We start from the raw sequence: 26,067 nt of genomic DNA, 5'->3' as shown, positions 1-26,067 counted from the left end.
TCGCGCCGCCCTTTCGCCTTGCGCCCTAGATCCTGAGGTCGGCCGCGTTCTCCAGGTACCAGTCGTAGGTTTCGCGGATGCCGGCCTCCAGCGCGATCTGGGCTTGCCAGCCCATCTGCGCGAGCCGGGAGACGTCCATCAGCTTGCGCGGCGTTCCGTCCGGCTTGCTGCGGTCGCAGACGATGCGGCCCTGAAACCCTGTGACGCCCGCAACCATCCCCGCCAGATCCGCGATGCTGATGTCCGTCCCGGTGCCGACATTGATGTGGCTCAGCATCGGGTCGGTGTTGGCCGTGTAGGTCTCCCGGTCCAGCCCGAGCACGAAGAGCGAGGCGCGGGCCATGTCGTCGACGTGCAGGAACTCCCGCCGCGGTGTGCCCGACCCCCAGATCACGACCTCTTCCGCACCCTCGCGGGCCGCTTCGTGGAAGCGCCGCATGAGTGCCGGCAGGACGTGGCTGTTGGACGGGTGGAAGTTGTCTCCCGGGCCGTAGAGGTTCGTCGGCATCACGGACCGGTAGTCGACGCCGTATTGCCGGTTGTAGCTCTCGCACAGTTTGATACCCGCGATCTTCGCGATGGCGTAGGGCTCGTTGGTGGGCTCCAGCGTGCCGGTGAGCAGCGCGTCCTCGGCCATCGGCTGCGGCGCCATCTTGGGGTAGATGCAGGAGCTGCCGAGGAACAGCAGCCGGCGCACCCCGGCCTCGTAGGCATGATGGATGATATTGGCCTCCATCATCAGGTTCTGGTAGATGAACTCCGCTGGGTAGGTATTGTTGGCGTGAATGCCGCCGACCTTGGCCGCGGCGAGGATCACCTGATCCGGCGTCTCGTCGCGGAAGAAAGCGCGCACCGCCGCCTGGTCGGTCAGGTCGAGCTCCGCGTGGGTCCGGGTCAGGATCTGCTGCGCCGGCGTGCCGGCCGCCAGCATCTGGCGATGGATGGCAGAGCCGACCATGCCGCGGTGACCGGCGAGAAAGGTCTTCATCTCGTTTCCCTCAGAGTTCGAGCGACACCGGCATGTCCATGCCGTGTTCGCGCAGCAGGGCGTGGCGGCGGGCGGATCTCAGGTCTTCCGCCACCATCTCGGCGCACATCTCCTGGACGGTGATCTGCGGCTCCCAGCCGAGCCGCTCCTTGGCGCGGGTCGGGTCGCCCAAGAGGGTCTCGACCTCTGCGGGGCGGAAGTAGCGCGGGTCGATCCGGACGATGACCTGGCCGGGCTTCACCGCCGGGGCCATGTCGCTGGTCACGGCGACGACCGTGCCGATCTCGCTCTCGCCTTCGCCGGAGAACGCGATCTCGATCCCGAGTTCGGCCGCCGACCAAGTGATGAAGTCGCGCACGGAATACTGCACGCCGGTGGCGATCACGAAATCCTCAGCCACGTCCTGCTGCAGCATCATCCACTGCATCCGCACGTAGTCCTTGGCGTGGCCCCAGTCGCGCAGCGCCGAGATGTTGCCCATGTAGAGGCAATCCTCGAGGCCCTGGGCGATGTTGGCGAGGCCGCGGGTGATCTTGCGGGTCACGAAGGTCTCCCCGCGGCGCGGGGACTCGTGGTTGAAGAGGATGCCGTTGCAGGCATACATCCCGTAGGCCTCCCGGTAGTTCACCGTGATCCAGTAGGAATAGAGCTTGGCGACGGCATAGGGCGAACGCGGGTGAAACGGCGTCGTCTCCTTCTGCGGGATCTCCTGAACGAGGCCGTAGAGTTCCGAGGTCGAGGCCTGGTAGAAGCGCGTCTTTTTCTCCAGCCCGAGGAAGCGGATCCCCTCCAGCAGCCGCAGCGTGCCGATGGCGTCGACGTCGGCGGTGTACTCCGGCGCCTCGAAGCTCACCGCGACATGGCTCTGCGCACCGAGGTTGTAGACCTCGTCAGGCTCCACCTCGCGCAGGATGCGAGTGAGGTTCGAGGTGTCGCTCAGGTCGCCGTAGTGCAACTTCAGCCGTGGGTTCGGCTCGTGCGGGTCCTGGTAGATGTGGTCGATCCGCTGGGTGTTGAACATCGATGCGCGCCGCTTGATGCCATGCACCTCGTAGCCCTTCTCGAGCAGGAACTCCGCGAGATACGATCCGTCCTGCCCGGTGATGCCGGTGATGAGTGCCTTCTTCGTCATGCGTCCCAAAATCCCTTAAAAGAACTGCCCGACCTTGCTCAGGTTCTTGCGTGCCAGGACCCCGATACCGCCGACCCCGTTCTTTCGCAACGCGCGGTAGTCCTCGAGGCTCTTGCGCATCACCCGCTCGACCGAGCGGTTGCTCTCGCCGCCGACGCGCATCTTGACGAACACTTTGGGCACATAGACCGCCCGGAACCCCGGCTGGCTGAAGTAGCGCAGGACGGAATCGTAATCCGCCGCGATGGAGAAGCTGGTGTCGTAGGCGCCACGCGCCTCGACCACCCGGCGGCGCAGGAAGAGCGCGGGATGCGGTGGCATCCAGCCGGCCTTGAGCCGGGCGGGCGTAAAGGCGCCGGACACCCAGTTGCGGACCACGCGGTCGGGGTCGTCCTTGCGGACATAGTGGAGATCGCCAAAGACGGCGTCCACCTCCGGGTCCGCAAAGGCGGCGGCGGCCAGCTCGAGCACCCGGTCGCTCGCCAGGAAGTCGTCCGAATGCAGGAGCCCGATGACATCGCCGCTGGCCCGAGCGGTGGCGCGGTTGAGCGCATCGTAGATGCCGCTGTCGCGTTCCGAGACCGCCCTGGTCCGGTGGTCGGCCATCCGCTCGACGATGGCCATCGTGCCGTCGCGCGAACCGCCGTCCTGCACGAGATGCTCGTAATCGGCGTAGGTCTGGCTCTGCAGGCTTCGAATGGCGTCGGCGACCGTTGCTTCGCGGTCGAACGTGGCCGTGATGATGGAGAATTTCATCGCTGATGCGGTCTTTACAATGCCTTGGCTGGCCGCAGGTGACACGGCCCGGCCCCGCTTGGCCAGCCTCTGGATGCGTGTGGAAGGGCAGGCGTGGCCGGGAAACCTCAGTCAGCGGGGCCCCTGGTTGCGCGACGCCTGCAAACCGGGCGCGCCGCGTGTACATCGGTCAGGCTTCGAGCATCCCGGCGATTTCCGCGGCGAGCGCCGCGATTTCTCCGGCCGCGGCTCCGCGGCGCTGCCGTTCGGTGACGCCGAAGCCCAGGCCGAGCGCCTCGGCAAAGACCACCCGGTTGCCGAGGATGGTCTCGGCCACCGGCGCCTCCAGTCCGCGCATCTGCTCGACGATGTCGGCGGTCAGCCGGGTGCCGGTGCGGGCCCGATTCAGAACCGTCAGCGCCGGTTTGCGGGTGCGCTCGACCAGTTCCAGCACCGCTTCGGTGGCCCAGAGGTCGAGCTGACTGGCGGAGACCGGCACGATTACCAGGTCCGCTTCGCGCAGGGCAGGGCGCAGGTCGCTGTCGGCCTTGGGGGGCGTGTCGACGATCACGAAGTCATTGGTTCGCTTGAGCTTGTCGCATTCATAGCCCACGCCCCATGCCGAGGCGGTGGAGAAATCCAGGCCCGGCGCGCCGCCCGTCGCCTCGTTACGGGTCATGAACCAGCGCCCCATCGACCCCTGCGGGTCGGTATCGAGCACCGCAACGGAATGGCCTGCGTCCAGAAGATGAACAGCCAGATTGACGGCAACGGTCGTCTTGCCCGACCCGCCCTTCTGCTGCGCCACGGTAATCGTGTATCCGGCCATGTCGTCCCCCGGGCTGACCTGCGCGACTCGCCAAGATATCGTGGCGTAACTGTCGTGGTTCCACAATAGGCGGTGATGCGGCGGGCATCGAACGGATCGGTTGCAGCGGCTCCGCAACGGTGGGCCGGAGAAGGACGTAACGGCAACAATCCGGCTCGACGCCGCATGTTGTATCGCTGTAACAAGAATGCGCGAAACCCCGACGACGCCGCCGCGCCAGCATTGGCAAGCCGGTCTGGCACAGGCTAGGAATGGGCGCCATGAGAAAACCTAAGCTCTTCTTGAAACCGATTGGCGCCGCAACGCTTCTGGCGTTGACTGCTCTGCCAACGGCCGCGCTCGAAACCGTCACCGTGAATGTGGTCGGGGGCGACGAGGATCTGCAGAAGCAGCTTGAAGGCGCCTCCAAGCTGGTGCGCGCGCTCGATGAGCAGCAGGCGGCGGAGAAACAGGCGCAGCGGAAACGGTTCTGGAATCGCAACCAGGAAGCGCCGCAGCCGCCGACCAGCTCCGAAGTGCTCGCCACCGCCCGCGCGGAATACAAGCAGATGATCTCCGTTCTTTACGGAGAGGGCTTCTACGGCGGCGTCATCAACGTGACGCTCGACGGGCGCGAAGCCGCAGACATCTCGCCGCTCAACGCACCGGCGAACATCCGCAACGCGGTGATCACGGTGCGGCCCGGACCGGTCTTCAAGTTCTCCGAGGCCAGCGTCGGCCCGCTCGCGCCCGAGACCGAGATCCCCGAAGGCTACGCGCGCGGCGAGATCGCCCAAGCCTCGATGATCAGCGACGCGGCGCGCTCGGCAACCTCCGCCTGGCGCAATGCCGGCCATGCCAAGGTCGACCTTGCTTCCGAAGACGTCACCGCGAACCACGGCAGTTCCACGATCTCCTCCCGCCTGACGATGGATCCCGGCCCGCGACTGCGCTTCGGCCCGACTGTCGTCAGCGGCAACCAGCGCGTTCGTACGGAGCGGGTCGTCGCGATCGCGGGGATTCCGACCGGCGAGGTCTACAGTCCAGAAGAGGTAAACGACGCCGCCGAGCGCCTGCGCCGCTCGGGCGCGTTCCGCTCGGTCTCTCTGCGCGAGGCCGAAGCGGTCGGTCCCGGCGACCAGCTCGCCATCGAGGCGGAGGTACTGGAGGACAAGCGGCGGCGGATCGGTGCCGGCGCGGAGATCACTACCCAGGAAGGCGGGCGATTCAATGCCTACTGGATGCACCGCAACCTGCTCGGCGGGGCGGAGAACCTGCGCTTCGACCTCGATATCCAGAACATCGGCACCTCCGTCGCCAATAACGGCGTCGACTACAAACTCAGTGGTGTGCTGCGCCGCCCGGCGACGTTCCGCCCGGATACCGACCTGTTCTTCGGCGGCTACATCGAGCATGAGGACGAACCCGGCTACCTTGCCGACACGGCCGAGATCGGCGGCGGCGTGACCTGGATTGTCTCGGACACGTTCGAGCTCACGGCAGGCCTCAACTACCGCGCCAGCTCCGTCGAGGATGCGTTCGGCGAGCGCGACTACCAGCTGGTGTCCTTTCCGCTGAACCTCGAATGGGACACGCGCGACGAGGAGTTCGACGCTACGCAGGGTTTCTTCGTCGACACCACGCTCACGCCTTTCGCCGGCATCGTCGACATGCCCAATGGCGGCCTTCTGGAGCTCGACGCACGGACCTACTGGGGCTTCGGCGAGAAGCGCAACACGGTGCTGGCCGGGCGCATGCAGTTCGGCAGCCTTTATGGTCCGGAGATTTCCGAAGCGCCGGCGGACTACCTGTTCTTCGCCGGCGGCGGCGGTTCGGTCCGGGGCCAGCCCTACCAGTCGCTCGGCACCGGAGAAATCGACGACACAATCATCGGTGGCCGCTCCTATGTCGCGCTCTCGGGCGAGATCCGCAGCTATGTGCGCGGCAACATCGGCGTCGTCGGCTTTATCGACGCTGGGTACGTCGGCGCCGAGGAATTCTATGACGGTTCCGGCAGCTGGATGAGCGGCGGCGGCATCGGCGTGCGCTACAAGACCGGCTTCGGCCCGATCCGCGTGGATATCGCGACTCCGATCGACGGCGGGCCCGACGATGCCGACGCCGTGCAACTCTACATCGGTATCGGGCAGGCATTCTGATGACGTTCGTTCGCTACGCCGCCCCGACCGCCCTGATCCTGTTCGTCGCCGCCCCGGCCGGGGCGCAGGACGACGGCGGGGGCTTCATCCAGCGTTTCCTGCAGGACAAGCTGTCCAGCGCTGGCCGCGAGGTCTCCATCAGCGCGTTCGAGGGGCTTCTGGCCGGTCAGGCCCGCCTCGGCGAGCTGACCATCGCCGATGACGACGGCGTCTGGCTGATCCTGCGCGGGGCCGTTCTGGACTGGAGCCGCGCCGCGCTGCTGCGTGGCAACCTTTCGGTGTCGGAGCTGTCGGCGGAAGAACTGATCGTCGTGCGCAAGCCGATCCCCGGGCCGGATACCGCCGTGCCCGATGCGCCGAGCGCCGAGGCGTCCGGTTTCTCGCTGCCGGAACTGCCGGTCGCGATCCGCGTCGACAAGCTGGCGATCGCACGCGCGGAACTGGGCGAGGCGCTTCTCGGTGAGGCCGCGGTGCTCTCGCTCGACGGCTCGGTCCAGTTGGCAGGCGGCGACGGCAGCGTCGACATTCGCACCGAACGGCTGGACGGGCCTTCCGACACAATCTCGCTTCAGGGCGCCTTTGCCAACGAGAGCCGCGAGCTGTCGCTCGACCTCGCGCTGAAGGAAGAGCCTGGCGGACTGGTCGGCAACCTGATCAACCTGCCCGGCGCGCCATCGCTCGATCTGTCGGTCCAGGGGGCCGGCCCGCTAAGCGATTTCGCCGCCGACATCGCCCTGCGCACCGACGACCAGGACCGGATCGCCGGCACCGTGACGCTGACCGGCACCGACGCTGGCAGCACCGATTTCGCGGCCGATATCGGGGGCGACATCACCCCCCTCCTGCCGGCTGAGTTCCACGACTTCTTCGGCGAGGACATCCGCCTCGCGACCCGTGGCAACCGGAGCGCCGAGGGCGCGATCGACCTGTCCGAACTCACGCTCGCCGCGCAGAGCCTGTCCCTGGAAGGCAGCGCCCGGATCGGCGCCAACGGTCTGCCGGAAGCCTTCGCCCTAGACGGCACGATGGCGAACCGGGACGGCACCGCCCTGCGCCTTCCGGTTTCCGGCCCCGGGATCTTCGTCGGTGAGGTGACCCTCGACGCGGCGTTCGACTCCGCCACCAGCGACCGCTGGACGCTCGAGGCCGATCTCGCCGGGCTCGAGACGGAAGCCGCGACGCTTGGCAGTCTCGATCTGAACGGGGAGGGGACGATCACCACCGAGCCCCGCGCCGTGACCGCGAACATTCAGTTCGACCTTGCCGAACTCTTGCTGGCGGACGCCGCCCTGGCCCAGGCGGTGGGCGACGCACTGAATGGCGTGGCTGTCCTCGCCTGGGAAGACGGCGCGCCGCTGAGCATCTCCAGCCTCCAGGTCAACGGTGCGGATTACGGCCTGACAGTGGCCGGAGATCTGCAGACCGAAGGCCGGAGCATGCAGGTCGACGGCGAGGCCAGCCTGCGGGCGGATGACCTGTCCCGCTTCTCCACGATCTCGGGCCAGACGCTCACAGGCCAGGTCACTGCCGACCTCACCGGCTCGGCCGACGTGCTGGGCGGGCAGTTCGATATCGCGCTCGACCTCGAAGGCGACGGACTGTCGATCGGTCAGGAAACGGCCGACCGGCTGCTGACCGAACCGGTCACGCTTTCCACGGCCGTGCGTCGCGACACCGCCGGCACCACGCTCGAAAAGTTCGAGCTGCGCAGCCGCGCGATCACCGCGGATGCCCAGGGGGCGGTCGGAGGCGGTACCTCCGACATCGGTTTCACCGCCGCGCTGAGCGACATCGGCCTGGTCATGCCCGGCCAGGAAGGTGCGCTGACGCTTTCGGGCGACGCGCGCGAGGAGGCCGCCGGCGACTGGCAGGTCGGCCTCGACCTTGACGGCCCGTGGGATCTGACCGGCACCGTTGACGGCCGGGTGAAATCCGGGGAGAGCGACGTGACGCTCGACCTGTCGCTGCCCGATATCGCGCCGCTGGTGCCCGGTCATACCGGCCCCGTCAGCGTGAAGGGCCAGGCGGCAGAGACCGGAGCCGCGGGTGCCTGGGACCTCGATCTTGATGTCGGCGGTCCCTATGACCTCGCCGCCGCGGTCGAAGGGCTCTACGCCCCGGGCGAGACCGACGTGTCGCTCGACCTGTCGCTGCCCGACATCGCCCCGCTCGTCCCCGGCCATGAAGGCGCGGTGAACCTTTCCGGAAACGCAGCCGAGACCGACACCGGCGGCTGGCAGTTCCAGTTCGGCGGTACCGGCCCTTACGATGCCGAACTCGATCTGGGCGGCAACATCGAACCCGATCAGCCTGGCAAGATCACCCTGAGCGCCGGCCTGCCCGACATCGCGCCTCTGGTGCCGAGCCTCTCCGGCCCGGTCCGTGCCGAGGGCACGGCGACCGACGCAGGCGAAGGCCTGTGGCAGATCGATTTCAACGCCGGCGGGCCGCTCGATGCGGAAGCCTCGGTGGATGGCGTGGTCGGTGGCGGTCAGAGCGATCTGTCGCTCGATGTTTCCGTGCCCGACCTCTCGCCGCTGGTTCCGCAGCTCTCCGGTCCGCTCGATGCGAGCGGCACCGCGAAGGAAATCGGCGATGGCCGTTGGGATGTCGATTTCGACGTGGACGGCCCGAACGGTGCGACCGCCGGGATCGCCGGCGCGGTGGGAAGCATCGGCACGGACGTGGACCTGAGCATTGCCGTGCCCGACGTCTCGCCCTTTGCGCCGGGCATCACCGGCGCCCTGCGCGCCGATGCCTCGGCCGCGCAGGCAGAAGATGGTGCCTGGGATCTCGCGGTCGATGCGACCGGCCCCTACAGCAGCACCGTCTCCGCCGGCGGCACTTACGGAAACGGCGCCTCCGAGCTGTCGTTCGAAGCCGCGATGCCGAATGTCGCGCCGCTCGCCGGCAGCATCTCCGGACCGCTCTCGCTCAGCGGCACCGCGAGCGAGGCCGAGGCCGGTGCCTGGAACGTGGCTGTCGATGCGGGCGGCCCGTACAACACCACGGCCACGGTCAACGGCCAGGTTGGCAACGCGGCGACGGCGCTCGACCTCGCCCTCTCGGTGCCCTCGTTGTCGCCCTTCGCGCCCGGTGTCACCGGCGGCGTCGAGGCCACGGGCAGCGTGCGCCAGCAGGACAACGGCTACACCGTGGACCTGACGACCAGCGGACCGCAGGGCGCCTCCACGGCCATCGGCGGCACTGTCGCCAGCGATTTCTCGACCCTCGAGCTGTCTGTCAACGGCAACGCCCCGCTCGGCCTCGCGAACCTCGCGATCCAGCCAGCCGCCATACTCGGAACGGCCAATTTCGATCTTGCCGTCAATGGCCCGCCGTCGCTGGACGCTGTCTCGGGCACCGTCACGATCAATGGTGCACGGCTCACCAACCCCGGCACGCCGCGCGGTCTGGACGGCATCAACGTGCAGGTGAACCTGAACGGCCAGTCGCTCCAGCTCGACGCCAGCGCTAACGGTCCGGACGGCGGCAGCCTCGGGGCGCAGGGCTCGCTGCAACTGGACACCATGAACGCCGACCTTCAGGCGACTCTCAACGAATTCGTCCTCACCGACCCGCTGCTCTATCGTACCTCGCTCGGCGGCAGGGTTTCGGTCACTGGTCCGCTGACCGGCGGAGCGACGATTGACGGACGCATCAACGTCGGACGCACCGAGGTCCAGATCCCCGAAGGCAGCCTCGGCTACGGCGGCGCGATCCCCAACATAACCCATATCGGTGAGCCGGCCGACGTTTTCCTGACCCGGGAGCGCGCCGGTCTTGTCGTGACCGAGAAGGACTCCGGGTCTGGCAGTGGTGGTGGCGGTGGGCCGGTCTACAACTTGAATGTGCAGGTGAACGTGCCGGGCCCGGTCTTCATCCGTGGACGCGGTCTCGACACCGAAATGGGCGGTGCCCTGCGGCTGACGGGCACCACGGCAAACCCGAATCCCGTTGGAGAGATCGACGTGATCCGCGGTCGCCTCGACATTCTCGGCAAACGGCTCGATGTGGAAGACGGACAGGTGTCACTCGCGGGCGGTCTGCAACCCTATATCGACATCTCCGCTTCTTCCTCGCGGGACGATTTCGAGTTTGTCGCGCGGATCTCCGGCCCGATCGACGATCCGGAGTTCGATCTTACTTCCGTGCCCTCGCTGCCTGACGACGAGGTGCTTGCCCGCTTCCTGTTCAACAAGGGACTGGATGACCTGTCGCCCTTGCAGGCGGTTCAACTTGCCAATGCGGTCGCGATCCTGACCGGCCGCGGCGGTGTTGGCGTGCTCGGCAACCTGCGCGAAGGCATCGGTCTTGATGACCTCGACGTCGCAACGACCGAAGAGGGCGATGCAGAAGTCCGCGCCGGCAAGTACATCAGCGACAATGTGTACACAGAGTTCGTCGCCGACAGCGAAGGCGACACGGAGATCGACATCAACATCGATCTGACGAAGAACTTCACCATCAAGGGTACGGCCGAATCCTCCGGCGACAGCTCGATCGGCATCTACTGGGAGCGGGATTACTGATCCCGCGCCCGGAAACCTGACTCCTCAGCTTCCCCGATAGGTCGCGTAGCCGTAGGGCGAGAGCAGGAGCGGCACGTGATAGTGGTCGGGCTCGGCCATCCCGAAGCGGATAGGCACCGCGTCGAGAAACAGTGGCTCGCCCCCGGCCTGCCCAGTGCGGCGCAGGTAGTCCCCCGCGTGAAAGACCAACTCGTAGCTGCCGGTCTGGAAGGCGTTCTCCGGCAGGATCGGCGCATCGGTCCGCCCGTCGCTGTTGGTGACCGCCTCGGCGATGCTCTCCCGATCCGCCCCGGAAATTCGAAACAGCTCGATCCTTATGCCTTCGGCCGGTCGGCCAAGCGCGGTATCGAGCACATGCGTCGTCAGGTATCCTGCCATCGGGGTCTCCAGCTTGCGTTGCCCCCATGAAGGCGGGAAACTGCGGCCCAGGCAAGCCGCCATCCGGCGGAGCGGAAAATTCAGGCAGAAGAGGGACTTTGATGGAGCGTTATACCCGCGACATGCACGGACACGGCGCCACGCCGCCAGCCGCCGACTGGCCCGGCGGCGCGAAGATCGCCGTGCAGATCGTCCTCAACTACGAGGAGGGCGGCGAGAACTGCCTGTTGCATGGCGATGCCGCCTCCGAGGCGTTCCTGTCCGAAATCGTCGGCGCCGCACCCTGGCCTGGGCAGCGGCACTGGAACATGGAGTCGATCTACGAATACGGCGCCCGCGCGGGTTTCTGGCGCCTGCACCGGCTGTTCACCGCAATGGTGATCCCGATCACCGTCTACGGCGTGGCAACCGCGCTCGCCCGCTCGCCGGCCCAGGTGAAGGCGATGCAGGAAGCCGGCTGGGAGATCGCCTCGCACGGGCTGAAATGGATCGAATACAAGGATTACTCCCCCGAGGACGAGGCCGCCCACATGGCCGAGGCGATCCGGTTGCACACCGAGGTGACCGGCGAACGCCCGTATGGCTGGTACACCGGGCGCAGTTCCATGAACACGGTGGAGCTTGCCGCCCGCGAGGGGGGCTTCGATTACATCGCCGATGTCTATTCCGACGATCTGCCCTACTGGATCCGCGTCGACGGCCGCGACCAGCTGCTCGTGCCCTACACGCTCGACGCGAACGACATGCGCTTCGCCACGCCGCAGGGCTTCAACTCCGGCGATCAGTTCTTTTCCTACCTCAAGGACAGCTTCGATTGCCTGATGGCCGAAGGGGAGGCTGGCGCGCCCAAGATGCTCTCGATCGGTCTGCACTGCCGCCTGATCGGCCGCCCGGGGCGGTTCATGGCGCTCAAGAGGTTCCTCGACTACGCCGCCGGTCATTCCGGCGTCTGGTTCGCGCGCCGCGTGGACATCGCCCGCCACTGGGCTGAACGGCACCCACCCCGCAAGGCCCCACGTCCCAGCGAAATGCCGCGGGACGCCTTCGTCGCGCAGTTCGGCGGCGTCTTCGAGCATTCTCCGTGGATCGCCGAGCGGGCGCATGGCCTGGAACTTGGCCCGGCGCACGACACCGCCACCGGGGTGCACTCGGCCCTTGCCCGCGCCTTCCGCTCCGCGAGCGATGAGGAGCGGCTCGGCGTGTTGCAGGCCCATCCTGACCTCGCCGGAAAAATCGCCACCGCGAAACGGCTCACCGCCGACAGCACCGCCGAGCAGGCGAGCGCCGGCCTTGACGCCCTGACCGACGCCGAGCGCGACGCCTTCACCGAGCTCAACGCCGCCTACACGGAGAAGTTCGGGTTCCCCTTCATCATCGCCGTGCGTGACCACGACAAGGCCGGCATCCTCGCCGGCTTCCGCCGTCGCCTCGACAACGACCGCGCCACTGAGTTCGCCGAGGCCTGCACCCAGGTCGAGCGGATCGCCGAGTTGCGCCTGAAGGCGATGGACCTCGCATGAGCCACCTCACCGCCAGGCCGATCACCGCCGCGGCCTTCTCGCCCTTCGGCGACCTGCTGGAGGCCTCGGGCCCGCCGGACAAGTTGATCAACGAGGGGGCCTGCGGGCGCTTCCATGACCGTGCGAAACTCGATTTCGCGGATGGGCGCGCCGGCATCAGCCTGTTCAAGGCCGAACCCCGGGCCTTGCCCTACAGCTTCGACCTCGTCGAACGCCACCCGGAGGGCAGCCAGGCCTTTATCCCGATGTCGCGGCATCCGTTCCTGGTGATCGTCGCCCCCGACGAGGACGGCCGCCCCGGCACGCCGCAGGCCTTCTTCACCAGTCCGGGCCAGGCGATCAACTACCACCGCAGCACCTGGCATGGCGTTCTCACCCCGTTGCACGCGCCCGGCCTCTTCGCCGTGGTCGACCGCATCGGCGCGGGGGCGAACCTCGAGGAATACCGCTACCCCGTCCTCTGGACGATCGAAGGGGGGCCGCTTTAGGCCCCCTTCCATTCTTCTTGGCGAAAATACCCTCGCCGGAGGCCGGCCGCGCAAGCGGCCTCCCCGTCAGTTTCCGTAGGCGACCGAGGGCAACCAGGTGACCAGCGCCGGGAACTCGAACACGATGAACAGCCCCAGCAATTGAAGCGCCACGAAGGGCACGACCCCGCGGTAGATATGCCCCAGGGTGATCCCCGGCGGGCAGACGCCCTTGAGGTAGAACAGCGCAAATCCCACCGGTGGCGTCAGGAACGAGGTCTGCAGGGTCACCGCGACCAGGATCGCGAACCAGACGATCGAGGGATCGCGCACCACGTCATACCCCGGCACCGCCAGTTCCAGCCCGCTGATGATCGGCAGCATCAGCGGCATAATGATGATGGTGATCTCGATCCAGTCCAGCAGAAAGCCGAGCAGGAACACGATGAACAGGATGAAGACGACGATCATGTAGGGGTTCTCGAAGGTCGAGAGGACCATGTGCTGCACGATCTCGTCCCCGCCATAGCGCCGAAGGATGAAGGCGAAGAAGTTGGCCGCAAGGAAGATGCCAACGATGTAGCCCGAGGTGTTGAGCGTCGAGCGGCTGACCTCCTTCAGCACCTTGTAGTTGAGCTTGCCGTTGAAGAGCGCCAGCAGCGTCGCGCCGAGCGCGCCGAGCCCGGATGCCTCGGTCGGCGTTGCGAAACCGGCAAAGATCGATCCCAGCACCAGCAGGATGAGGAACATCGGCGGCACCACGGCGAGCAGCACCTCCTTCACCACCGGCCAGCCGACATGCTCGGACTTCTCCGGCGGCGGCATAGAACCGGGCGAGATCAGGCCGTAGATCACGATGAAGATGATGTAGAGCGCGCCCAGGATCAGGCCGGGGAACAGCGCTCCCATGAAGAGATCACCCAGCGAAATCGCGAGCTGATCGGACATGATGACCAGCATGATCGACGGCGGGATCAGAATCCCCAGCGTCCCTGCGCTCGCGATCGTGCCGGTGGCGATCGGCTTGGAATAGTTCTGCGCCATCATCGAGGGCAGCGCCATCACGCCGAGAAGCGTCACAGAGGCGCCGATCACGCCGGTGGACGCCGCCAGGATGATGCCGATCAGCAGCACTGTCAGCGACAGCCCGCCGCGCAAGCCCCCGAAGAGCTTCTGCATCGACTGCATCATCCGCTGCGCCACGCCCGACTGGTCCAGCATCAGCCCCATGAAGATGAACATGGGCAGGGCCACCAGCACCGGGTTCTTGACTGTCGAGCCGAAGATCCGCCCCGAGATCGCGGCGAGCCGCCGATAGTCCATGCCGATCCGGTCGAAGTCGATGATGTCCTTGAACAGCGACCGGTGCGGGTCGAGCAGGATCTCGGCCACCAGCACGAAGATCAGGCTGACCCCGACTAGGGCATAGGCCACCGGCACGCCGCGAAAGAGCAGGAAGATGAAGGTCAGAAACATCGCCAGAACGGCGAGTTCGTTAAGGGTCAGCACGTTGCCGATCGCTTCAAGAAGTCCCATCGGTTACTCCCCCGAGGCGCGGTCGCGCAGCCAGAATACGACGATCAGCAGAAGGGTGAGCGCCAGCGAGATCAGGATCGTGTAGGGGATTTCCTGGCTGCCGACGTCCCAGGTGCCGAAGATCGGCTCCTTGGTGATCGAGCGATCGTCGGTATCGGCAGGGAGGCTGAGCCGGGTGCCCCACCAGAGCGCGTAGTAGACCAGAAGGTTGGCCAGATACATGGTCGAAGGGAACGCAAAGAGCAGGCGTTTCCAGCGTACCGGACGGGTCAGTCGCCCGAGAAGGCGCACATAGGCGGCCCAGGCCGCGACGCCCATCAGCACGAAGCCCAGGTTCATCAGGACCTTGAGAATCCACAGGTTGTGCAATCCGTTCGGGCTGTCGGAGCGCTCCCAGGCCGAGATCGACGAGATTGCGTAATGAAGCGTCATGTCCCAGCACAGGATCACAAAGGGTAGGAACAGCCAGACAAGGCCGAAGATGTCGATCCGGGTCTTCCGTTCGTCGGAATAGTTGTCGAAGAGGATGTCCACCCTGACATGGCTGTTCGTGGTCACGGCATAGGCAACGCCCGTCAGAACGGCGATCCCGTAGAGCCACCATTGCAGATCGTCGAGCCACGCCTGGTTGTGCCCGGCAGAGCGGAGCAGCACCTGGGCGCAGATCGCCACGACAAGGATCGGGAACAGCCAAGCCACGATGTTGCCGACACCGATGACAAATCTGTCGGCGCGGTTGTGTTCCTCCCGTCCGATCTCGCCCGGATCGTAGAGGGCAACGACAGGTTCCTGGTGGTCGGACATCTCGGAGGGCCTCTTATGGCTGTGAAAAGGGTATCAGCGGCACCGGGCCGCGCAGGGCCCGTGCCTGGTGGACGGAGCCCTGAGGCCCCGTCCGATCGCCGCGTGCCGGCGGATCAGCGCGGGCGCGGCAGGTAGATGTTGTTGAACCAGGTGGCGTAACCTTCGCGGAACTCCTGAAGATCGGCCCAGGTCTTGGCGAAGTGCTCATCCTTGGCGGCCAGTTCCTCCGCCACCTCAAGCCAGGCGGCTTCGAAGGCTTCGAGGAACTCGGGCTCCCACTGCTTGATCGTCACGCCGTGCTGTTCGACGTTCTCGACCATGGCGGGGAAGTTCTTGGCTTCTCCCTCGGCAAAGTTGGTCGCAAGGTTGGCGGTGCAGGCCACGTTGATCTGGTTCTGCGACAGCTCGTCCAGTTCTTCCCAGCGATCCTTGTTCACCAGAAGTTCAAAGATCGTCGCCGGCTGGTGCCAGCCGGGGAAGTAATTGAACTTGGCGATCTGGTAGAAGCCGAGCCGGGCGTCGACCAGCGGCATGGAGAATTCGGTCGCATCGATCGCGCCGCGCTCAAGTGCCGGGAAGATGTCGCCACCGGCGAGCAGCGAGGTCGAGACGCCTAGTTTCTGCATGACCTCGGCACCGAGGCCGAAGAAGCGCATGTTCAGACCCTGAAGGTCGTCGAGGGAGGTGATCTCCTCCTTGAACCAGCCCGAGGTCTCGGGCGCGTACATGCCGCAGGGGATGACGTGAACGTCGTAGCCGTTCATGTCGTACATCTCCTGGTAGAGCGCGAGCCCGTCGTCATACATCATCCAGGCCAGCATCTCGCCCGGCTCCGGGCCAAAAGGCACGGCCGCGAACAGGCCGGCGGAGGCCATCTTGCCCTGCCAGTAGCCAGCGGTCGTAAAGGCCGCATCGACCGAGCCGTTGGATACGGCGTCCAGCGCCTCCAGCGTCGGGACCAGTTCACCGGGGTCGAAATGCTCGAACTCCACGCCTTCCGAGATCGAGTTGATCTTGTCGACGAAATCGACGCCGGCCGTGCCGAGGATCGGCAGGTTCTTCCCGAAGGCCGAGGTCATCTCGAAGGTTTCCTGTGCCGTGGCGGCCCCCGCGACCGCGACAGTCGTGCCGGCAAGGAAGCCGAAAAGCTTGGTGTTCATTGTTGTCCTCCCTAGACATGCGATATTGGTCTGCTTTTCTTTCCAATATCATCTGTTCTGCCCGGTCTCGGTGCAGAATTTCAATACCAACAAACCCGTATGCGGCCATGGCGACCGTCACAGCGGGTTATGTGGCTGATCTCCCCTCCTTTTCGCCGACGCTGCGTTTCCGCTTCGTCGGCTCTCCCTGGTCCGAGTATGGCCGTCTCGACCCTCGCCCTGTCAACCGCGTGCGCGACGGCAAAATGGGCATTACTCAAATCAATCGATTGACTTGAGCGGTTGTGACCGGGCGCATGGGGCGATTGGAGGATATCGACAGAAGTTGGGCCGTCTGAAACGACGAAGGCCGCCGGGGGTGCCGGCGGCCCTGCGTTTGTTCAGGATCTGACCGTTCGCCAGAACAAGCGAATTGGAGCGGCAAGATCCTTCATGCTGCCGAACATCATCCGGGCGCGGTGGCGCCGAACTCCGGTCAGCATCTGGTAGCCATGGTTAGGATGCATTGTGCACCTCCTGCTCTTATTGCTGCCTTGCCGCACAGGATAAAGCTCGAGGCCCCGGAATGGCAACCCAGGAATTATTTAAATGTACCTAAGGTATCAAATCTGGTTCCGGATGCCGTGCTGCAGAGCAGCGCGACACGGCCAGGCTCTTGTCGGCTGCACGGTATTAAACGCTCGAAACTGGAGAAGGTTCCGTCGCGCGGGCCGCGAAATCCGGTTGACCGAGCCTAACGCTTCCATTATTCGTGAATTATGGAAAAGCAAACGGCATCCGAGGCGTTCTTCGCTCTCTCTCAGCCACTGAGGCTCGATATTTTTCGAATCCTCGTGCAGTCCGGCGCGCATGGCCGTCTGCCGGGGGAGATCGCTGAAACGCTCGGAATTCGCCTCAACACCCTGTCGAACAACCTGTCCGTCCTGCTAAACGCCGGGTTGATCCGTCGGGTCCGGGAAGGGCGCAACCTGCGATACACCGCCAATACCGACGAGATCCGGGATCTGTTGTCCTTCCTGCTGGAGGGCTGTTGCCAGTCGCGCCCGGAGCTCTGCTACCCCGTCGCCGAACGTTCCAAGAAATTGTTGGAGGCCCCCATGGCCCAGGATACATATAATGTCCTTTTTCTCTGTACGGGTAACTCCGCCCGCTCCCTGATCGCCGAATCCATCATGAACGAAGAGGGGGAGGGCCGTTTCCGTGCATTCTCCGCCGGGTCGATGCCTGCCTCGACAGGCCCGCACCCGTTCACCTTGGAGTTGCTCGCGAACCTCGAGCACGACACCTCGGCGCTCCGCACCAAGAACTGGGAAGAGTTCTCGGGCGTCGACGCGCCGCGGCTCGATTTCGTCTTTACCGTCTGCGACAAGGCCGCCGCCGAGATCTGCCCCGTCTGGCCCGGCCAGCCGATGTCGGCCCATTGGGGCGTTCCCGACCCGGTTCGGGCCGATGGCAACGAAGCGGAGCGGCGGCTCGCCTTTGCCGAGACCTACCGGATGCTGCGCAACCGGATCTCGATCTTCATGAACCTGCCCATCGCGACGCTCGACAAGTTCTCGCTGCAGGCGCGGCTGGACGACATCGGGCAGGTCTCGGACGTTCCCGAGCAGGCGTAATCAAAGCTTCACAAGGAGATCGCGGCGCGGCCAGCTATGCGTGGCCGCGCCGACCTTTGAAAATCCACGAACACAAGTGAAACGGACCACGACACCATGACGAGAATCGCAATCAACGGGTTGGGGCGTATGGGCAAGCTGGCGATGCGGTCCTTCATCGACCGGGGCCTGAACGGCGAGATCGTGCTGCTGAACGACGCGGCAGGCGACCCGGAACAGCACGCGCTTCTGATGGAGTTCGACACCGTCCACGGCCGTTGGCTTGCCGATATCTCGCATGACGCGGACAGCCTGACCATCGATGGCCAGAAAATGCGGCTGACCCGTGAGAAGCGGATCGAGGATCTGCCGCTCAAGGAGATGGGGATCGACGTGGTGGTGGACTGCACCGGGGTCTTCAAGACCGGCGAGAAGGTGCAGCCCTATTACGATGCCGGCGTGAAGAAAGTCGTCGTGTCCGCCCCGGTCAAGGATGGTGGCGCGGTGAACCTCGTCTATGGCGTCAACCACGACATCTACGACCCCACGCAGCACAACCTCGTCACCGCCGCTTCCTGCACCACCAACTGCCTCGCGCCGGTGGTCAAGGTCATCCATGAGGGGATCGGCATCAAGCACGGCTCGATGACCACGATCCACGACGTGACCAACACCCAGACCATCGTCGACAAGCCCGCCAAGGACATGCGCCGCGCCCGCTCCGCGCTGAACTCGCTGATCCCGACCACCACCGGATCGGCCACCGCGATCACGCTGATCTACCCGGAGCTGAAGGGTAGGCTGAACGGCCATGCCGTGCGCGTGCCGCTCCTGAACGCCTCGCTCACCGATTGCGTGTTCGAGGTCGAACGCGAGACCAGCGTCGAGGAGGTCAACGCCCTTTTCGAGGCCGCCTCCGAGGGCGAGCTTGCCGGCATCCTCGGCTACGAAACCCGCCCGCTGGTGTCCTGCGACTACATCAACGACGAGCGGTCCTCGATCATCGATGCGCTATCGACCATGGTCGTGAACGGCACCCAGGTGAAGATCTATGCCTGGTACGACAACGAATTCGGCTATGCCTTCCGCCTGGCCGATGTCACCCGGCTTGTCGTGGACAACCTGTGATGGACGACCGCAAACAGGGCCTCTCGGCCTATATCGCCGTAACCGCCGCCTACTGGGCCTTCATGCTCACCGATGGCGCGCTGCGGATGCTGGTGCTGCTGCACTTCCACACGCTGGGCTTCTCGCCGATCCAGCTGGCCTACCTGTTCCTGCTCTACGAGTTCATGGGCATGGTGACGAACCTCTCGGCGGGCTGGATCGCGGCGCGGTTCGGGCTGACCTCGACGCTCTACGCGGGGCTCGGCATCCAGATCGTGGCGCTGCTGGCGCTCGCCGGGTTGGACCCGGAATGGGGGCTTGCGGCCTCGGTCGTCTACGTGATGGTCGTGCAGGGGCTGTCTGGCGTGGCCAAGGACCTCTCCAAGATGTCCTCCAAATCGGCCGTGAAACTGCTGGCGCCCAACACGGGCGATGGGCTGTTCCGCTGGGTTGCCTATCTCACCGGGTCGAAGAACGCGGTGAAGGGCGTGGGCTTCCTGCTCGGCACGGTGCTGCTCGGCACGGTCGGGTTCATCGGATCGGTTATCGCCATGGCGGCGGTGCTGGCGGCGATCCTTGTCGCCATCGCGATCTTCATGCCGAGCGGTCTGCCGCAGGGCCGCAAGGGGGCGAAGTTCAAGGAGGTCTTCTCCAAAGAACGCAACGTGAACCTGCTCTCGCTGGCCCGGGTGTTCCTGTTCGGCGCGCGCGACGTCTGGTTCGTGGTCGGCATCCCGATCTACTTCTACGCGGTGCTCTCCGACGGCTCAGAGGCCGGCAACCGCATGGCCTTCTTCCAGATCGGCACCTTCATGGCGCTCTGGATCATCGCCTATGGCGCGGTGCAGGCCTGGGCGCCGGGGTTGCTGAAAGCGAAGGACAAGACCACCGACCAGATCGTCGCGCTGGCAGTGCAATGGGTGGGTCTGCTCACGCTGATCCCTGCGGCGCTCGCGCTCTGCGCGCTGGTGGCAGGCGCGCCGACCAACTGGCTGACAATCACGCTGGTGGCGGGGCTGATGGTGTTCGGCTTCGTCTTCGCCGTCAATTCCTCGGTCCATTCCTACCTGATCCTTGCCTTCACGCGGGATGACCGGGTCACGATGGACGTGGGTTTCTACTACATGTCGAACGCCGCCGGGCGGCTGCTCGGCACCCTCCTGTCCGGTCTGAGCTACCAGGTCGGCGGCTTGCCCCTGACGCTGGGCACCGCCGCGCTGATGGCCGGCCTCTCCTGGCTCGCGACGCGCCAGCTCCACGCGGGCGCGCCCCGGACCGCACCTACCTGAACTATCGAAAGTCCCTCCAATGTCCCGTTTCGAACGTTACCTCACGATCTGGGTCGGGCTGGCCATGCTCGCCGGCCTCGTCCTCGGCAATGTCGCCCCCGGCCTCGTCACCTTTGTCGCCGGCGCGGAGCTCTTCTCGGTGAACCTGGTGGTCGCGGTGCTGATCTGGGCGATGGTCTACCCGATGATGATCGGTGTCGATCTCGGCTCGATCCACGATGTCGCCAAGGCTCCCAGGGGGCTGATCATCACGCTGGTGGTCAACTGGCTGATCAAGCCCTTCACCATGGCGCTGCTCGCCGTGCTGTTCTTCGAGCACATCTTCGCCCCCTGGATCGCCCCCGCCGACGCCCAGCAATACATCGCCGGGCTGATCCTGCTCGGCGCGGCACCCTGTACGGCGATGGTCTTCGTCTGGTCGAACCTGACCCGGGGCGATCCGAACTACACGCTCGTGCAGGTGACGGTGAACGACCTCATCATGGTCGTGGCCTTCGCCCCGATCGTGGCCTTCCTGCTGGGCGTAACCGAGATCGCCGTCCCGTGGGAGACGCTGCTGCTGTCGGTCGTGCTCTACATCGTGCTGCCGCTCGTCGCGGGCCTGATGACCCGCCGCCATCTCGGCACGCCCGATGCCATCGCCGCCTTCAAGGCCAGGGTCTCGCCCGTCTCCGCCGTGGCGCTGGCCGTGACCGTGGTGATCCTCTTTGCCCTGCAGGCCGAGATCATCGTCGCAAAGCCGGCAGCGATCCTGCTGATCGCGGTTCCGATCGTCCTGCAGAGCTACTCGATCTTCGCGCTCGCCTACGGCGCCGCCTGGGCGCTAAAGGTGCCGCACCGGATCGCCGCGCCCTGCGCGATGATCGGCACGTCGAACTTCTTTGAACTGGCGGTCGCCGTTGCGATCAGCCTCTTCGGCCTCGGCTCCGGGGCGGCCCTGGCGACCGTGGTCGGAGTGCTGGTCGAGGTGCCTGTTATGCTCTCGCTCGTGGCCTTCGCCAACCGTACGCGGCAGAAGTTCGACGTGGGGGAGGCAGACCAGGCCTATGAGGCCGCACCGCCACGGTAAGCGCGGCAAGGCGCGCTTGCAGGGGGGGGCGGAACTGCTCTCCCTGAGTGCGCCTATCCGCAGACGCCGGTGACAGGGCTGGCGACGTTGGGGCTGTGGCAGAGGCAAGTGCTCGTGTCGCTGCTTTCGACACAGCAGTTCAGCAGCCATGTCCGGCTGCCGGTATAGAGTTGATAGGCATCCTGATTGCCGAACAACGCTGCAAACAACGCGTAGACTCCCAGCGTGTTGTAGGCCCTGTTAACGTTGGGATCCTGGCAACTCGCCTGCTGCGCGCTTGCGCCGGAAACGCTGATGGCCACTGCCAGTATGGCTGTGCCTACACTCCGTCCGATCATTGCCTACCCTTTGCCTCGCCGGGATAGCCCGTTTGCGTGGCCTATACCGGGAACCAAAAAATAATTTTCGGCTGAAGGAATGCAACAATTAAGATGCCATCCTTTTAAGGCTGGCACGAAGTGTAGTTGAGTGGCAACGCCTGCTAGGCAAGATGTTGCATGTTTCTAGAACTCTCGACAGCGGTCGCTAGCCCGAGGTGCAATTTTGCTGGTTATAAGTCAAAGATACGGCACTTGCGACACTCGGACTATGGCAGGCGCAAAGCTTTTGAGGGCTGGTAGTGCCGCAACACGTGTTGAGATACGTCGCCTGATTTGCGTAGATCTGTTGCAACTCGTCGTCGCCTGCCGCAGCGTCAAACAGGGCTTCGAGAGCATCGTAAGCGTTTCTCATGTCGCTTCCGGTGCACGAAGAAGTGGGGAAGTCTACTGCGAAAGCGCTTCCAGCCATCAAAGCCGACACTGCAGCGGCCAAAAACAACCTGTTCAGCAAGCCCACGAGTAAATCCTCAAGCTTCGTCATCTCAAACGGCTCCAATCGAAAGTTTTGGAGATTGACTAGCATGGGGCAAAGTTTGCGGTCAAACGAACAATGTGGCTTCGGGTTGATTGCGTGTGGGTAATGCGTTCTATGGTCAGAATCCTATCGTTCGGGAGCCTCTTGCCCTATAGCCTGCGCTGAAAGATTGAGCGGACGGAACCTTTGCGATGGCAAGTGGACGATTTTCGGCGAGCGGCTTCGGCGTCGGGCACGACAACGGGTCGCTGAAGCTCGGGGAGATTGCACAGTCCATCATCGGATGGGCGATGCTCGCACTGGCGCTCGCCGTGTCATTTCTGAACGGTGGCATGACCCCGATCGCTTGGGCTTTCCTCTACGCGGGAACGCTTTTCCTGTTCGGCTTCCAGGTTCTGCTCGACTTCCACAACGGTGTTCCATCGGTTGCGCGAAGGGTATTGCCCGTGGCTCTGCTCTATTTCGCGGCGCTGGTCTGGCTGCAGGTTCAGACTGTCGGCGGCATGGCGGAGCCAATGGCGCATCCGATCTGGCAGATCGCCCCGGGTGGCGGGGGGCAGTCGATCTCGGCCCGGCCGGAGCTCGGGCAGCAGGTGGTGTTGCGGCTGACCTGCTACGCGATGATCTTCTGGGTCATTCTGCGTAGCGCGGGCTCGAGTGCCTTGGCGACGGATTTCATCCGGGCCATCGCCGTCTTCTCGACGGTGCTGGCCGTCTACGGCATCCAGGCGCAGATTTCCGGGGTCAACCCGCTGATCGGGTCGGAGGCCGAGGGCAACGCCGTGCGTGCGAGCTTTACCAACCGGAATTCCTACGCGACCTATGCGGCCTTCGGCGTGCTCGCCAATTTTGCCGCCTACACCGGCATCACGGCGGGGGGCGAGGGCGGTACGGCGCTGGCGAGCCTGCGCAATTTTCTCGAACGTTTCTTTGCCGGTGGGTGGCTGTTCGGGCTCGGCGGGCTGATCTGCCTTGCGGCGCTGATCCTGACCGGTTCCCGGGCCGGTGGCGCCTCCGGGCTGATCGGTCTGCTGGTGTTCGCCCTGGCGCTCCGCAGCCCGAAGGGCGGCAACATGCGGATGGTCTGGGCGATGGTGGCGGCAATCGCCGCCTTCGTGCTCCTGACGAGTTCCGGGTTCCTTCTGGAGCGACTGGAAACCACGGGTCCGGATCTGCGCTTCGAGGTTTATCCCTATGTCGTCGAAGGCGCGCTCGATCGGCCTTTGCTCGGGCATGGCGCCGGGGCATTCCACGACACCTTCCGAGCCTACGTGCCGCTCGTCGCGGCGGGCGCCGGCGAATGGGCGATGGCGCACAGCAGCTATCTCGAGAACGCCTACGAGTTCGGCCTGCCGGCTGTGGCGGCCTTCTATCTCGCGCTCGGGATGATCGGCTGGCGGCTGCTGCTCGGTGTGTTCCGTCGGCGGCGGAACCGTGTCGTGCCCGCCTTTGCGCTGGCCTGTTTCGTCGTCGCGGCGCTCCATTCGCTGGTCGATTTCAGCCTGCAGATCCCGGCGGTCCCCGCTGCTTTCGCGGCCATCCTCGGCCTGGGCTGGGCGCAGAGCATCTCCTCCACCGAACTCGCCCGCGGCTCCGGCGGACGCAAGCGTGCCGGATCCCGGAGATCGTAGGACCCGGCAAGAATCGCTCGCCGTCGATTCGCTGTTGCGAGCGGACCGGCCTAAAAATGCCGGGCTTTCATGTGCTCATCCAGACGGCGTTTGCGTGCTGACTGTGCTGAATTTGCGCCAATTCGTGGAAACCACAGGAGTCCGGTGAAACTGGGGCGGAATCGTTAATCAAGATTTGACCTCACCGGGATGTCCCAATATGAATTGGGCAGTGTGCGAGCGCCGCGCTTTGGTATTTTGGGGCAATATGATGTTTGCAAGATTTCTGACGACTTTGACGGTCTCCGGTGGATTGGCTTTGGCTGCGTCGGCCGTTTCTGCGAGCAGCTTCAACATGTCGTGGACCCCGGGTCCGCTCGGATATCCGGGCGACTACAAGTGGGATACATTCAAGACACGTTCCAACCTCAGCGGTGGCCAGGCCACGGCGGGTGCCTTCGAGCTGACCGCCACGCTTCCGGACACGTCGAGCTTCGATTTCACGGCTTTCTCGCTGGATCTCGAAAGGCCGCTGATCCAGAACCAGCAGTATACCGTCACGAACTGGCCGTTCAGCAACGGTGGCGTGGACCTGACCGATCAGCAGGAAACTGCGATCCAGGCGCTGTTCGACATCGCCGATCCGATGTCGCTCGATTTCACGACCAACGAGATCTATTCCTCGGGTTTCCAGCTGGCGCTTTACGAAGTTGTCTACGAGACTTCGGGCAACCCCTACACGCTGGCTTTCGAGAGCAGCGCCACCAAGACCTTCTACGCCGAGCCGACGGATTATGCCGATACCGGTGAGGTCGGGGCGGTTGCCTTTGCCAACTCGATCCTGTCGACGCTGAACTCCGGCACTGGCTGGGTTAGCGGTGCCTACGAGCTGTTCTGGCTTCAGAACACCAACAACGTGGGCGAGAACCTCGTGAGCGGATATACCGTGGGCTCGAACCCGGGCTTCCCGGCCGCGCCCATCCCGCTCCCGGCCTCCGGCCTGCTGCTGATAGGCGGCCTCGGCGCCCTTGCCGTGGCTCGGCGCCGGCGCAAGGTCGCCTGATCCGGACCGTTATCATATCGTAATGCGGATTAACGGGGCCTCCAGCGGGGCCCCTTTTGGGTTCTAGCGGCCGGGGCGGCTGCCGTGACCCTGCAGCACGAAGCCGCGCATGGCGAAGATGAGACCGCAGCCGAGGACGGCGCCCGACAGGTTGGCCGTCAGATCCCCGGCCGTGACCTGACGCGTCACCGTGGTTGTCTGCGCCAGCTCGACTGCAACGGCAAATACCAGAATTCCGAAGACGACGCGAAGCCGGTGTTGCGGAAACGCAAGGGCGGCAAGCGCGGAGAGGAAGGTGTGCATTCCGAAATGCGCCAGCTCCTGCCGTCCTTGAATGGTCCGAACCACCAGGTCCGGCAGGTGATCCGACAGGCTCAGCCAGAGCGATGCCGCCAGCGCCAGCATGAACATCGTGAGGCAGATCAGCCGCGTCAGCACGCCCACATCCGCCGCCGATGCGGCTACGGCGATCGGCCGTTCAGTCATCCAGGACGTCCACGGTGATGATCTTGACGTCCTCGTCGATGCGCGCGGCAGTGAGACGCCCGGAATAATAGGCGCCGGTGTCGAGGCAGATCCGCCGCGACGTCACAACGGGGTCGGGGGCGTCGTAATGCCCATGAACCACGAGCATGCCATTGACGCCGCCGGTCTCGACGAAGTTAGATCGCCCCCAGAGCACCGCTTCCTCGTCGGTCATGGACGGGGCCTGCGGGTCGAGCCCGGCATGAACGCAGACTACATCGCCGGATCTGTAGGAGAGGGGCATTTTCTCAAGGAACTCGACATGCGCCCCCATCTTTTGCCGTAGCTGGATCGCCGTATCGCGCAGTTCATGGCGCGGTCCGTCCATCGACGGGAAACGGATCTGGTAGCTCGCGAGGGTCTGGAGCCCGCCGAAGCGCAGCCATGACTTGTTGCGCTCCGGATCCTCGAGAAAGGCGAGCAGGGCGGCTTCGTGGTTTCCCTTGAGAAAGATCGGCTCGTTGCCGAACCGCATCATCGCCTCCAACACATCGCTGGAGCGGTCGCCTCGGTCGATGTAGTCCCCGAGGAACACCAGCTTCGGCTTCCGCCCGTCGCGCGGGGCTGCCGCGTGGTCGGCCGCCAGCCGCGCCATCATCGACCGCAGAAGGTCGAAACGTCCGTGGATGTCGCCGACAACATAGAGCCGATCTCCCGCCGCCGGATAGACAGGCGCGGTTTCGGTCTTTTTCTGTTTTCGGCTCAGCAGGCTCCGGATCATCGGTAGTTCCGTGT

At 65.0% G+C, this 26,067-nt stretch carries 22 protein-coding genes; 11 read left to right on the top strand and 11 right to left on the bottom strand.

Annotated features, from left to right (window positions below; all coding sequences use genetic code 11):
* Positions 1-25: 25 nt before the first annotated feature.
* From fcl to parA, 4 genes are all read right to left on the bottom strand, one after another.
* Entirely contained in the window at positions 26-988 is a 963-nt protein-coding gene (gene fcl / locus ACFQ2S_RS15585; RefSeq protein WP_386075834.1) for a GDP-L-fucose synthase, read from the bottom strand.
* 10 nt (positions 989-998) lie between these two features.
* Positions 999-2,120: a GDP-mannose 4,6-dehydratase gene (gene gmd, locus ACFQ2S_RS15580; RefSeq protein WP_386075832.1), complete on the bottom strand. Its 1,122-nt coding sequence runs from the start codon at positions 2,118-2,120 to the stop codon at positions 999-1,001.
* 15 nt (positions 2,121-2,135) lie between these two features.
* The gene (locus tag ACFQ2S_RS15575) at positions 2,136-2,876 is read right to left on the bottom strand and encodes a glycosyltransferase family 2 protein (protein ID WP_386075831.1); all 741 of its coding nucleotides are present in this window, start codon (positions 2,874-2,876) and stop codon (positions 2,136-2,138) included.
* A 169-nt stretch (positions 2,877-3,045) separates the two neighbouring features.
* A complete protein-coding gene (parA, locus tag ACFQ2S_RS15570) occupies positions 3,046-3,684 on the bottom strand; it encodes a ParA family partition ATPase (RefSeq protein WP_386075829.1) in 639 nt (212 codons plus the stop codon).
* Positions 3,685-3,944: 260 nt separating this feature from the next.
* Here parA and ACFQ2S_RS15565 point away from each other — a divergent pair, with 260 nt between their 5' ends.
* Together ACFQ2S_RS15565 and ACFQ2S_RS15560 are read left to right on the top strand one after the other, a co-directional pair.
* On the top strand, positions 3,945-5,822 hold the full coding sequence (locus tag ACFQ2S_RS15565; protein WP_386075827.1) for an autotransporter assembly complex protein TamA: 1,878 nt from the start codon (positions 3,945-3,947) through the stop codon (positions 5,820-5,822).
* Positions 5,822-10,354 carry a translocation/assembly module TamB domain-containing protein gene (locus ACFQ2S_RS15560; RefSeq protein ID WP_386075825.1) on the top strand — a complete coding sequence of 1,511 codons (4,533 nt, stop codon included), beginning with the start codon at positions 5,822-5,824 and terminating at the stop codon, positions 10,352-10,354. Before ACFQ2S_RS15565 ends, ACFQ2S_RS15560 begins: the two co-directional genes overlap by 1 nt.
* Positions 10,355-10,378: 24 nt before the next feature.
* Here the strand turns inward: ACFQ2S_RS15560 and uraH are convergent, their stop codons facing one another.
* Positions 10,379-10,732 (bottom strand): hydroxyisourate hydrolase, encoded by a 354-nt coding sequence (gene uraH, locus ACFQ2S_RS15555; protein ID WP_386075824.1) that lies wholly within the window; start codon positions 10,730-10,732, stop codon positions 10,379-10,381.
* 101 nt (positions 10,733-10,833) lie between these two features.
* Between uraH and puuE the strand changes: the two genes are divergently transcribed.
* Complete coding sequence (gene puuE / locus ACFQ2S_RS15550; protein WP_386075822.1) at positions 10,834-12,252, top strand: allantoinase PuuE; 1,419 nt, start codon at positions 10,834-10,836, stop codon at positions 12,250-12,252.
* Complete coding sequence (locus ACFQ2S_RS15545; protein ID WP_386075821.1) at positions 12,249-12,740, top strand: ureidoglycolate lyase; 492 nt, start codon at positions 12,249-12,251, stop codon at positions 12,738-12,740. Before puuE ends, ACFQ2S_RS15545 begins: the two co-directional genes overlap by 4 nt.
* A gap of 66 nt (positions 12,741-12,806) precedes the next feature.
* On the opposite strand, the gene ACFQ2S_RS15540 is transcribed toward ACFQ2S_RS15545, so the two are convergent.
* The 3 genes from ACFQ2S_RS15540 to ACFQ2S_RS15530 form a co-directional block, all read right to left on the bottom strand.
* The gene (locus tag ACFQ2S_RS15540) at positions 12,807-14,255 is read right to left on the bottom strand and encodes a TRAP transporter large permease (RefSeq protein ID WP_386075819.1); all 1,449 of its coding nucleotides are present in this window, start codon (positions 14,253-14,255) and stop codon (positions 12,807-12,809) included.
* Between the two features lie 3 nt (positions 14,256-14,258).
* The gene (locus tag ACFQ2S_RS15535; RefSeq protein WP_386075817.1) at positions 14,259-15,059 is read right to left on the bottom strand and encodes a TRAP transporter small permease subunit; all 801 of its coding nucleotides are present in this window, start codon (positions 15,057-15,059) and stop codon (positions 14,259-14,261) included.
* Between the two features lie 113 nt (positions 15,060-15,172).
* Positions 15,173-16,219 carry a TRAP transporter substrate-binding protein gene (locus ACFQ2S_RS15530; RefSeq protein WP_386075816.1) on the bottom strand — a complete coding sequence of 349 codons (1,047 nt, stop codon included), beginning with the start codon at positions 16,217-16,219 and terminating at the stop codon, positions 15,173-15,175.
* 107 nt (positions 16,220-16,326) lie between these two features.
* Between ACFQ2S_RS15530 and ACFQ2S_RS15525 the strand changes: the two genes are divergently transcribed.
* The 5 genes from ACFQ2S_RS15525 (at position 16,327) to arsB (ending at position 21,279) form a co-directional block, all read left to right on the top strand.
* Complete coding sequence (locus ACFQ2S_RS15525; protein WP_386075815.1) at positions 16,327-16,497, top strand: hypothetical protein; 171 nt, start codon at positions 16,327-16,329, stop codon at positions 16,495-16,497.
* Positions 16,498-16,977: 480 nt separating this feature from the next.
* Entirely contained in the window at positions 16,978-17,835 is an 858-nt protein-coding gene (locus ACFQ2S_RS15520) for an arsenate reductase/protein-tyrosine-phosphatase family protein (RefSeq protein ID WP_386075814.1), read from the top strand.
* 96 nt (positions 17,836-17,931) lie between these two features.
* Positions 17,932-18,942: an ArsJ-associated glyceraldehyde-3-phosphate dehydrogenase gene (locus tag ACFQ2S_RS15515; RefSeq protein ID WP_386075812.1), complete on the top strand. Its 1,011-nt coding sequence runs from the start codon at positions 17,932-17,934 to the stop codon at positions 18,940-18,942.
* Positions 18,942-20,210 carry an organoarsenical effux MFS transporter ArsJ gene (gene arsJ, locus ACFQ2S_RS15510; protein ID WP_386075810.1) on the top strand — a complete coding sequence of 423 codons (1,269 nt, stop codon included), beginning with the start codon at positions 18,942-18,944 and terminating at the stop codon, positions 20,208-20,210. The genes ACFQ2S_RS15515 and arsJ overlap by 1 nt, the downstream gene beginning before the upstream one ends.
* A 19-nt stretch (positions 20,211-20,229) precedes the next feature.
* Complete coding sequence (arsB, locus tag ACFQ2S_RS15505; RefSeq protein WP_386075808.1) at positions 20,230-21,279, top strand: ACR3 family arsenite efflux transporter; 1,050 nt, start codon at positions 20,230-20,232, stop codon at positions 21,277-21,279.
* 525 nt (positions 21,280-21,804) lie between these two features.
* On the opposite strand, the gene ACFQ2S_RS15500 is transcribed toward arsB, so the two are convergent.
* Positions 21,805-22,140, bottom strand: a complete 336-nt coding sequence (locus tag ACFQ2S_RS15500; RefSeq protein ID WP_386075807.1) for a hypothetical protein — start codon at positions 22,138-22,140, stop codon at positions 21,805-21,807.
* Between the two features lie 185 nt (positions 22,141-22,325).
* On the opposite strand from ACFQ2S_RS15500, the gene ACFQ2S_RS15495 reads away from it, so the two are divergent.
* Together ACFQ2S_RS15495 and ACFQ2S_RS15490 are read left to right on the top strand one after the other, a co-directional pair.
* The gene (locus ACFQ2S_RS15495) at positions 22,326-23,765 is read left to right on the top strand and encodes an O-antigen ligase family protein (RefSeq protein ID WP_386075805.1); all 1,440 of its coding nucleotides are present in this window, start codon (positions 22,326-22,328) and stop codon (positions 23,763-23,765) included.
* Between the two features lie 334 nt (positions 23,766-24,099).
* Positions 24,100-24,807, top strand: coding sequence for a VPLPA-CTERM sorting domain-containing protein (locus tag ACFQ2S_RS15490; protein ID WP_386075804.1), 708 nt, complete (start codon positions 24,100-24,102; stop codon positions 24,805-24,807).
* Positions 24,808-24,870: 63 nt separating this feature from the next.
* Here ACFQ2S_RS15490 and ACFQ2S_RS15485 read toward each other — a convergent pair whose 3' ends face one another.
* Both ACFQ2S_RS15485 and ACFQ2S_RS15480 read right to left on the bottom strand, forming a co-directional pair.
* Entirely contained in the window at positions 24,871-25,293 is a 423-nt protein-coding gene (locus ACFQ2S_RS15485) for a hypothetical protein (protein ID WP_386075802.1), read from the bottom strand.
* Complete coding sequence (locus ACFQ2S_RS15480; RefSeq protein ID WP_386075800.1) at positions 25,286-26,053, bottom strand: metallophosphoesterase family protein; 768 nt, start codon at positions 26,051-26,053, stop codon at positions 25,286-25,288. Before ACFQ2S_RS15480 ends, ACFQ2S_RS15485 begins: the two co-directional genes overlap by 8 nt.
* Positions 26,054-26,067: the final 14 nt, after the last annotated feature.

The sequence above is a fragment of the Tropicimonas aquimaris genome, from assembly GCF_042676185.1.
Taxonomy (GTDB): domain Bacteria; phylum Pseudomonadota; class Alphaproteobacteria; order Rhodobacterales; family Rhodobacteraceae; genus Tropicimonas; species Tropicimonas aquimaris.
The sequence above is the reverse complement of the archived record's forward strand: the minus strand, read 5'-3'. Positions and strand labels throughout refer to the sequence as shown.